This is a genomic window from Pleomorphomonas oryzae DSM 16300 (genome assembly GCF_000422965.1).
GTDB classification, from domain to species: domain Bacteria; phylum Pseudomonadota; class Alphaproteobacteria; order Rhizobiales; family Pleomorphomonadaceae; genus Pleomorphomonas; species Pleomorphomonas oryzae.
On sequence record NZ_AUHB01000006.1, the window covers coordinates 347,516 to 356,878 of the forward strand.

The following is a 9,363-nucleotide window of genomic DNA, read 5'->3' on the forward strand; positions in this document are numbered from 1 at the left end:
CGAGTGACATACAACCCGTAATCGGTTACCCCCTACTAGAGATTGCCGAGGGCATCATGTTCGAGTCCGTCGCTCCCTGGGTCGCTTATGTCGTTGCCGCACTCATCGGCTACGGTCTGGGCTCCATTCCCTTTGGTCTGCTTTTGACACGGGCCGCCGGTCTCGGTGACGTGCGCGCCATCGGCTCCGGCAACATTGGCGCCACCAACGTTCTCAGAACTGGCAACAAGAAGCTCGCCGCTGCCACGCTGCTGCTCGACCTCCTCAAGGGAACGGCTGCCGTCTTGGTGGTACGGTTTCTGATGCCGACCGTGCCGGAGGCGAATACTCTCGCCGGCATTGCCGCTTTCCTCGGCCATCTCTTTCCGATCTGGCTCGGCTTCAAGGGCGGCAAGGGTGTTGCTACCTATATCGGCGTGCTGCTCGGCCTGTTCTGGCCGGCAGTGCTGATTTTTGCCGGCGTCTGGATCGCGGTTGCCTATTTCAGCCGTTACTCTTCCCTCGCCGCGCTGCTCGCAACCGTGGTGGTGCCGGTTTCCCTATGGGCGCTTGGGAGCGATCTGCTGGCCGCCGTGTTTGCGTTGCTCAGCGTCATCGTCTGGATCAAGCACCACGCCAATATCCGGCGTCTTCTCGCCGGCACCGAAGGCAAGATCGGACGCAAAGGATGATGCAGCCGGACCATACGCATGGCTGAGCTTTCCCATAGCCAGCGCGTCGCCTGGCTGCGTCTCATTCGCTCGGAAAACGTCGGGCCAGCCACGTTTCGCAGCCTGATCAATCATTTCGGCTCCGCCGAGGCAGCCCTTGACGCCTTGCCGGCTCTCGCCCGGCGTGGCGGATCGGCCAAGACCATAGCCATCCCCTCGGTGGCCGAGGCCGAGAAAGAGATTGAACGGACGCTGGCGCACGGCGCCAGGATCGTCGCCATCTCGGAAGACCTCTATCCCGCCTATTTGCGCGAGATCGCCGCACCGCCACCGCTCGTCACCCTACGCGGCGGCTCGCGCGATCTGTTCCGCCGGCCGACGGCGGCCATTGTCGGTTCGCGCAACGCATCATTGGCCGGCCACAAGATGGCCGAACGCATCGGTCGTGGCCTCGGCGCCGCCGGTTTCGTCGTGGTCTCCGGCCTGGCGCGCGGCATCGATGGCGCCGCCCATCGGGCCGCTCTCGAGACCGGAACGGTGGCGGTGATCGCCGGCAGCATCGATCACGTCTACCCGGAAGAACACGGCCCACTGATGGAAGAGATCGTCGGCCGGGGCGGCGCCATTCTCACGGAAATGCCGTTCGGCTGGGTGCCACGCGCCAAGGACTTTCCGCGCCGCAACCGCATCGTCTCCGGCATGAGCCTTGGTGTTGTGGTGGTGGAAGCCGCCGCCCGGTCCGGCACGCTGCACACCGCCCGCTATGCGCTTGATCAGGGTCGCGAAGTGTTCGCCGTGCCCGGTTCGCCGCTCGACCCGCGCTCCGAAGGCACCAACAAGCTGATCCGCGACGGCGCAACACTGACGCGCTCCGCCGACGACATCATCGCCGTGCTTCGCCCAATGCTGGAGAACGACGCCTTGCCGGTGTTCGAACTCCGCGAAGACAGCGATGGGACAGCGGCCCCCGACGCTATCGGCCTGCAAAGCCGCGCGGCCGTTGTCGAAGCGCTCGGACCGACACCCGTTTCGGTGGACGATATCATTTCGCACACTGGATTGAGCTCTTCGGTCGTGTCGGTGATCCTGTTGGAGCTGGATCTCGCCGGCCGTATCGAACGGCATGGCAGCCAGCTCGTTTCGTTGTTGCAGTGATGGTCTACGCGCTCGCACGCGCAGGGAACGACCCTTGCTTAATCCGGAGGCCGCACTTAAAGAGGGCGGAGCCTTTTTCCTGAAATTGTCCGGCGCACCTGAATGAACCTCGTGATCGTGGAGTCGCCTGCCAAGGCGAAAACCATCAATAAATACCTCGGCCGCGATTACACGGTGCTGGCTTCCTATGGCCACATCCGCGATCTGCCGGCCAAGGACGGTTCGGTCCTGCCCGACGACGATTTCGCCATGACGTGGGAAGTCGACGGCAAATCCGGCAAGCGCATGTCCGACATTGCCGCCGCGTTGAAGGATGCCGACAAGCTCATTCTCGCCACCGACCCCGATCGCGAGGGTGAGGCGATTTCCTGGCACGTGCTCGAGGTGCTTGGCGCCAAGCGCGGCGCGCTCAAGGGCAAGACCATTCAGCGGGTCGTCTTCAACGCCATCACCAAGCAGGCCGTGCTCGACGCCATGGCCAAGCCGCGCGATGTCGACCAGCCGCTGGTGGAGGCCTATCTCGCCCGCCGCGCCCTCGACTATCTCGTCGGCTTTACGCTGTCGCCGGTCCTCTGGCGCAAGCTGCCGGGCGCCCGCTCGGCCGGCCGCGTCCAGTCGGTGGCTCTGCGTCTCGTCTGCGACCGCGAGAACGAGATCGAGATCTTCAAGCCGCAGGAATACTGGTCGGTCATCGCCAAGCTCGCCAATCCGGCCGGCGACGAATTCGAAGCCCGCCTTTCCGAATGGCAGGGCAAGAAAATGGGCCGGCTCGACGTTTCCGACGGGATAACCGCCAACGAGATCCGCGCTTTTCTCAACAGCGCTGCCTTTGCGGTCACCGATGCCGAGCAGAAGCCGCAGAAGCGCCACCCGTTCGCGCCTTTCACCACTTCGACGCTGCAGCAGGAAGCCTCGCGCAAGCTCGGCTTCTCGGCCCAGCGCACCATGCAGGTGGCCCAGCGCCTTTATGAGGGCGCCGATATCGGTGGGGAAACCGTCGGCCTCATCACCTATATGCGTACCGATGGCGTCCAGATTGCCCCTGAGGCCGTCAATGCGGCCCGTCGGGTGATCGCCCAGGAATATGGCGAGCGCTACCTGCCGGAGAAGCCACGCTTCTATTCCACCAAGGCCAAGAACGCCCAGGAAGCCCACGAGGCCATCCGCCCGACCGATCTTGCTCGTCTGCCGAAGGCTGTCGCTCGCTATCTCGAAGCCGATGAGGCCCGCCTCTACGAGCTGGTCTGGAAGCGAACCATCGCCAGCCAGATGCAGAGCGCCGACTTCGAGCGCACGACCGTAGACATCACGGCGAAAAGCGGCGGCACGTCGGCCGGCCTCAGGGCCACCGGCTCCGTGCTGAAGTTCGATGGTTTCCTGGCGCTTTATCAGGAGAGCCGCGACGACGAAGAGGATGAGGACGGCTCACGCCTGCCGCCGCTGTCGGTCGGCGACGCTCTGTCGCGCAAATCGGTAGCGGCGAGCCAGCATTTCACCGAGCCGCCGCCGCGCTACACCGAAGCGACGCTGGTCAAGAAGATGGAAGAGCTCGGCATCGGCCGGCCGTCTACCTACGCGGCAACGCTCGCCACGCTGCGCGATCGCGACTATGTGACGATCGACAAGAAGCGGCTCGTTCCCTCCGACAAGGGCCGCATCGTCACCGCCTTCCTCGAAAGCTTCTTCACGCGCTACGTCGAGTACGACTTTACCGCCAGCCTCGAGGAAGACCTCGATCGCATCTCGGCCGGAGAGGCGGAGTGGCGCGAAGTGCTGCGTCGCTTCTGGACCGATTTCAACACCCGCATCGGCGAGGTGAAGGAGCTGCGCGTTGCCGAGGTGATCGATGCTCTGAACGAGGATCTCGCTGCCCACATCTTCCCCGATCGTGGCGATGGCTCCGACCCGCGCTCGTGCCCCACCTGCGGTACTGGCCGACTGTCGCTGAAGCTTGGCCGCTTCGGCTCGTTCATCGGCTGCTCCAACTACCCGGAATGTCGCTACACCCGCCAGTTGGGCGGCGACGGCGAGGCTGACGCCGCGCTTGGCGAGAACGGCGTCAAGCTGCTCGGCACCGATCCGGATAGCGGTCTCGATGTCACCCTGCGTTCCGGTCGCTTCGGGCCTTACGTCCAGTTGGGCGAAGAAGGTAAGCCGAAGCGCGCCTCGTTGCCCAAGGACTGGACGGTCGAGAACGTCGACCTCGAGCGCGCCTGTCGCCTGTTGTCGCTGCCGCGTACCATCGGCAACCACCCGGAAACCGGTAAGCCGATCGAGGCCAACATCGGCCGCTACGGCCCCTATGTCAGCCATGACGGCACCTACGCCAACCTTTCGTCGGTCGATGAAGTGTTCGACGTCGGCCTTAACCGTGCCGTTGCCGTTCTTGCCGAAAAGAAAGAGCGCGGCGGCCGTACTCGCGCGACGCCAGCCGCTTTGAAAAGCCTCGGCGAGCATCCGGCATCCGGCGGCGAGATCACCGTGCGCGACGGCCGTTACGGCCCCTACGTCGCCTGGGGTAAGGTCAACGTCACCCTGCCGCGCGGCAAGGATCCACAGACGGTGACGATCGAGGAAGCCGTTGCACTGATCGCCGACAAGGCCGGCAAGGCGCCGAAGGCCAAGACAGCCAAGGCACCGAAAGCCAGCGCGAAGGCAGCAGCCGGCGACGACGTCGAGGGCAAGAAGAAGACGGCGACGAAAGCGGCGGCTGGTGCTGCCAAGACCGCGAAAAAGACCGCCGCCAAGCCCAAGGCTTCAAAGGCAAAATCCGCGTGAAATCTCGGCCGGGGGTGCTCAGACACCCCTTTGGCCGGCCGGCGATAATTTACAGTTTTATCGTTTTTGTTGCCAGAATCCTTACATTCTACCTATACTGTTGAACGATGACGGCGTTCGCCTTGTTCAATGGCCTAGAAGAACACCAATGTATGTTGAGATCCTGCGGACTCTGCTCAACAGGCCCGTTCAATCTGAGCGCGACGTCAAGATTTTCGCCCTCCGCCTTGCCGTAATCTGTTTCATTCTGGCCATGGTGGCGGACTCCGCCATGCAGTTGCTCGCCTTTCATGGTTGGCTCAATCTGCTTCGCGGCTGGGTGATTACCATTTTCGTTACCGCGCTGGTCGCCTATCCGGTTGGCTTCTACGTCGGAACGACGCGCCTAGAGCACTACCGCACCAAGATCAAATTGATCGAGCAAAGCCTTGCCGACAGCCTCACAGGCCTTAGAAATCGCGCCTCGCTGCCCATCGATTTTGACGCCGCGTCGGAGAGTGATCGCATCCTGATCCTGCTGTCGCTTGACCGGTTCAAGACGGTCAACGACCGCTATGGTCACGTTGTCGGTGACCGGGTGTTGATCCGTGCTGCCCGGCTGATTGCCGAGGAGCTCGCCAATCTCGGGCATATCTATCGCACCGACGGTACGGAATTCACGGTGCTGGCCAGCCATTGCACGGTCGCCGAAGCGAAAACGCAGGTTCTGGCGCTACTCGCGAGGTTCGAAAGCACCAACTTTGGCACGCTGGAAAAGTCGGTCTGCCTGACCGCCTCGGCGGGGATTGTCGAAGCGCCTGTCGGGAGTACCTTCGCCCAGGCCTTCGCCGCCGCCGATGCGGCTCTCGAAGCTGCGAAGACCAGCGGTCGCAGCCGCGTCTGTCTTGCCTCAGAGCCGACCACCGTGGGCATAGTCGAGGGCGAAGAGGTTGTCTGGAGCTCGGACACGCCTCCCCTGCCACACCGAGGCAGCGCCGGCCGATCCTGAGTTCTCAAGCCCATCGATAGGCGCCCGTGCCAGCCATCCGATTGCGAGGCTGGCCTTGTATCGCCATCTGTGGTCTATCTCGCAACCTCCTCAAGCCGCAGGGAAGACCCGCTTGGCCCGCAAGCTCCGCCCCACTGACGAACCCGCCACTCCGACCCGCGAGGCGATCCTTCGGTTCGTCTCTGAGCATCCCGGCAAGGGAACGAAGCGCGACATCGCCCGCGCCTTCGAGGTGCACGGTGAGGGGCGGGTCGTTCTGAAGCGCATTCTGAAAGAGCTTGAAGGTGAAGGCCTGATCGAACGCCGCCACCGCCGGTTTGCCGAACCCGGCGCACTGCCGGCCGTCATGGCTTGCGACATCGTCAGCCGCGACCGCGATGGCGATCTCTACGCCGAGCCGGCTGAATGGGATCCCGAACAAGGACCGAGACCGCGCTTCATCGTCGTTGCCGTACGCCGCCGGCGCGGTGAGCACGGCCCGGCCGCCGGCCTTGGCGATCGCGTACTGGCCCGCGTCGTGGAGCTTCCCGACGGCTACGAAGGCCTCGCTCGCGCCGGCATCCGCGTCATGAAGGTCTTGGAAAAGAAGCCGGAGGGCGTGCTGGGCATTCTGCGCGTCACCGACGGCGGTGCCCGCCTGCTGCCGATCTCCAAGAAACAATACGAGGAACTGGTCATCGACGCCGCCGATGTCGGCACGGCGCAAGATGGCGACCTCGTCTCGGTTGACATTATCCGCTCCGGTCGCTTCGGCCTCAGTCGTGCTCGGGTACGCGATACGATCGGCAATCTCCGCTCGGAAAAAGCCGTGTCGATGATCGCCATCCACGCCAACGACATTCCCTATGTTTTCCCCGAAGCGGTGATCCGCGAGGCGGAGGCGGCAAAGCCGGCAACCATGGCCGGCCGCGACGACTGGCGTGCCCTCCCCCTTGTCACCATCGATCCGCCGGACGCCAAGGACCACGACGACGCCGTCCATGCCATCGCCGACGACGATCCGGCCAATGACGGCGGCCATATCGTGACGGTCGCCATCGCCGACGTGTCCGCCTATGTCCGGCCCGGTTCCGACCTCGACCGCGAAGCGCTGAAGCGAGGCAACTCTGTCTACTTCCCCGACCGCGTCATTCCCATGCTTCCCGAGCGCATCTCCAACGATCTCTGCTCGCTGAAGGAAGGCGTCGACCGGCCGGCCATCGCCGTGCGCATGGTCTTCGACGCCGAAGGTCGCAAGAAGAGCCACACCTTCCACCGCATCATGATGCGTTCGGCAGCTAAGCTGTCATATGTCGAAGCACAGGCAGCCATCGACGGCGTTCCCAACGACCGCACCGGCCCAATCGTCGACAGCATATTGAAGCCGCTCTGGAAGGCCTACGACATTCTGGCCGCTGCCCGCGACGCGCGCGGCCCGCTCGATCTCAACCTGCCCGAGCGCAAGGTTCTGCTGAAACCCGACGGCACCGTCGACCGCATCGTTACGCCGGAACGGCTCACCGCCCATCGCCTGATCGAAGAGTTCATGATCCAGGCCAACGTGGCTGCCGCGGAGACTTTGGAGAAGCGCCGCACGCCGCTCCTCTACCGCGTTCACGATCAGCCATCGCTCGCCAAGCTTGAGTCGTTGCGCGAGTTCCTGGCGACGCTTGACATGAAAATCGCCAAGCAGGGCAACCTGCAGCCCGAGTTGTTCAACCGCATCCTCGAACGGGTGGAGGGCACGCCGCAGGCCTATCTCGTCAACGAGGTGGTCCTGCGCTCGCAGAGCCAAGCCGAATATTCGCCGGTCAATCTCGGCCACTTCGGCCTCAATCTCCGCAAATATGCCCACTTCACCTCGCCGATCCGCCGCTATGCCGACCTCGTCGTTCATCGCGGGCTGATCACCGCACTTGGTCTCGGCGAAGGCGGCCTGCCGGACGGCGTGGAAGAAACCCTGCCGCGCGTCGCCGAGGATATCTCGGCCGCCGAGCGGCGCGCCATGCAGGCCGAGCGCGAGACCATCGATCGGCTGATTGCCGGCTGGCTGTCCGATCGGGTCGGCGCAGTTTTCCGCGGCCGCATTTCCGGCGTCACCAAGGCGGGTCTGTTCATCCGTCTCGACGAAACCGGCGCCGACGGTTTCATTCCCATATCGACGCTGGGCGCCGACTATTTCGCTTTCGACGAGGCACGTCATGCGCTGATCGGATCGAGAAGCGGCGAGACCTACCGGCTGGGCGATACCGTCGAGGTGCGCCTCATCGAGGCGGCGCCGTTTGCCGGCGCCCTGCGCTTCGAGATGATGTCGGAGGGAGCTGCCGGCCGGCCGCTCGGCCGCGTCGCCGCCATGCGCGCCGCCAAAGCGCGCAAGGACAAGGAACGCAAGGACCGGATGGGCAAGGTGCGGCGCGGCCGCTAATACCAAGACGCATTGAAAATGCATCTTGATATTCCGTTTGAAGATTTCTCATGGCCCTGACGTAAATGAGAAATCGGCAATGCTCTCAATGAGCGGATGCGTCGGAATCTTCGCGAATCGATATAACTCCGGCAGCCGCGCGCCCTTGACTACACGCCGAGCCGCGGTCCCTCGATGGCCGGGCAACGATCCATCACCACCCTGACGCCCTTGGCCTCCGCCCGCTCGAAGCCCGCTTCATTGATGACGCCGAGTTGCAACCAGATGGTCTTCGGCGGCACCGCCAACGCCAGCGCCTCATCAATGGTGTCGCCAGCCGCTTCGGAATTGCGGAACACATCGACCATGTCGATCTCTGCCGGCACCTCTGAAAGACTGGCGTAGACCTTTCGGCCCTGCAGCTCCTGGCCGGCGAGGCCCGGATTGATCGGGTAGACTTCATAGCCGCGCCCAATCAGGAAGCCCATGACGCCATAGACGGCGCGCGATGGATTCTGGCTGGCGCCGACCACGGCGATGGTCCGTGTCTCCTCGAGGATGCGGGTGATGTCGTCGTCGGTCTTGCCATCGATGGCCATCGGTGACACTCCTTTTTGCAGCTTCAAAGCGTCACTATGCCATGATCATCGACCTTGACGAAAGGATTGTAGGCGACTTCCCAGAGGTGGCCGTCCGGATCGGCGAAATAACCTGAATATCCGCCCCAAAATACCTTCTGCGGCTTTTTCTTCAGAACGGCGCCTGAAGCAAGCGCGTGCGCCATCGCCGCATCAACGGCTTCTTCCGACGGATAGTTGTGGGCCAGCGTTACGCCGTCGAAGCCTTGGCCGTCGTCGGCTACCTCGGCGTCCTCGGCAAGCGGCGTTCGCGGAAAGAGCGCCAGAACCAGCGCACCGAGCTGAAAGAAGACGATGTTTTCGCTCGATCCCGGCCCGGCTGTGAATCCGAGCGCCTCATAGAAGACGCGAGCGCGGGTAAGGTCGGCAACGCCGAGCGTCACCATCGATACGGCGGAAAAATATGGTGTCTGGACCATGGGTCCCTCCTTGTCTATTTCAGCAAGACTAGACCGGATCGAACCCGTCCGCGTCAGCAGTCTTTGGTCGCTAGATGTGAAGCCTCAAGAGGTTGTCGCTGGTTAGGTTGAGGCGACTGATAGGGGTTTTGGCGTCAAGGCTACCGTGTGGTCTGTGCCAATTGTACATGTGGGTCCACTCTGGCAAGTGGGCTTTGCGGTGATCTGAGGTTGGATAGGCGCGTGCGTATGCCCATTCACGCAGAGCGGTCTGGATGAACCGCTCAGCCTTACCGTTGGTCTTCGGCGTATAGGGCTTCGTTCGGATGTGTTTCAGGCCGAGATCCTTGCAAGCCTTTGCGAAGTCTTTGGA

The 9,363-nt window shown here is 63.2% G+C and carries 8 protein-coding genes; 5 read left to right on the top strand and 3 right to left on the bottom strand.

Annotated elements, in window-relative coordinates:
* Positions 1 to 56: 56 nt before the first annotated feature.
* The 5 genes from plsY to rnr all read left to right on the top strand — a co-directional run bounded on the left by plsY (position 57) and on the right by rnr (position 7,975).
* Complete coding sequence (gene plsY / locus G522_RS0112780) at positions 57 to 671, top strand: glycerol-3-phosphate 1-O-acyltransferase PlsY (RefSeq protein ID WP_026791385.1); 615 nt, start codon at positions 57 to 59, stop codon at positions 669 to 671.
* Between the two features lie 18 nt (positions 672 to 689).
* On the top strand, positions 690 to 1,805 hold the full coding sequence (gene dprA / locus G522_RS0112785) for a DNA-processing protein DprA (protein ID WP_036839069.1): 1,116 nt from the start codon (positions 690 to 692) through the stop codon (positions 1,803 to 1,805).
* A gap of 102 nt (positions 1,806 to 1,907) precedes the next feature.
* On the top strand, positions 1,908 to 4,583 hold the full coding sequence (gene topA, locus G522_RS0112790) for a type I DNA topoisomerase (RefSeq protein WP_026791387.1): 2,676 nt from the start codon (positions 1,908 to 1,910) through the stop codon (positions 4,581 to 4,583).
* Between the two features lie 148 nt (positions 4,584 to 4,731).
* Positions 4,732 to 5,571, top strand: coding sequence for a GGDEF domain-containing protein (locus G522_RS0112795; protein ID WP_026791388.1), 840 nt, complete (start codon positions 4,732 to 4,734; stop codon positions 5,569 to 5,571).
* A 112-nt stretch (positions 5,572 to 5,683) separates the two neighbouring features.
* Positions 5,684 to 7,975, top strand: a complete 2,292-nt coding sequence (gene rnr / locus G522_RS0112800) for a ribonuclease R (RefSeq protein ID WP_026791389.1) — start codon at positions 5,684 to 5,686, stop codon at positions 7,973 to 7,975.
* Positions 7,976 to 8,124: 149 nt separating this feature from the next.
* Here rnr and G522_RS0112805 read toward each other — a convergent pair whose 3' ends face one another.
* The 3 genes from G522_RS0112805 to G522_RS29585 all read right to left on the bottom strand — a co-directional run.
* Complete coding sequence (locus G522_RS0112805) at positions 8,125 to 8,553, bottom strand: CoA-binding protein (protein WP_026791390.1); 429 nt, start codon at positions 8,551 to 8,553, stop codon at positions 8,125 to 8,127.
* A 23-nt stretch (positions 8,554 to 8,576) separates the two neighbouring features.
* Complete coding sequence (locus tag G522_RS0112810; protein WP_026791391.1) at positions 8,577 to 9,011, bottom strand: VOC family protein; 435 nt, start codon at positions 9,009 to 9,011, stop codon at positions 8,577 to 8,579.
* 70 nt (positions 9,012 to 9,081) lie between these two features.
* Positions 9,082 to 9,363: integrase core domain-containing protein (locus G522_RS29585; RefSeq protein WP_026791392.1), on the bottom strand; the 282-nt coding region annotated here is incomplete at its 5' end.

What these genes read in the sequence shown, in the direction of transcription:
- plsY (WP_026791385.1), top strand. Translation starts at nt 57, where the DNA reads ATGTTCGAGTCCGTCGCTCCCTGGGTCGCTTATGTCGTTGCCGCACTC.
- dprA (WP_036839069.1), top strand. Translation starts at nt 690, where the DNA reads ATGGCTGAGCTTTCCCATAGCCAGCGCGTCGCCTGGCTGCGTCTCATT.
- topA (WP_026791387.1), top strand. Translation starts at nt 1,908, where the DNA reads ATGAACCTCGTGATCGTGGAGTCGCCTGCCAAGGCGAAAACCATCAAT.
- G522_RS0112795 (WP_026791388.1), top strand. Translation starts at nt 4,732, where the DNA reads ATGTATGTTGAGATCCTGCGGACTCTGCTCAACAGGCCCGTTCAATCT.
- G522_RS0112805 (WP_026791390.1), bottom strand. Translation starts at nt 8,553, where the DNA reads ATGGCCATCGATGGCAAGACCGACGACGACATCACCCGCATCCTCGAG.
- G522_RS0112810 (WP_026791391.1), bottom strand. Translation starts at nt 9,011, where the DNA reads ATGGTCCAGACACCATATTTTTCCGCCGTATCGATGGTGACGCTCGGC.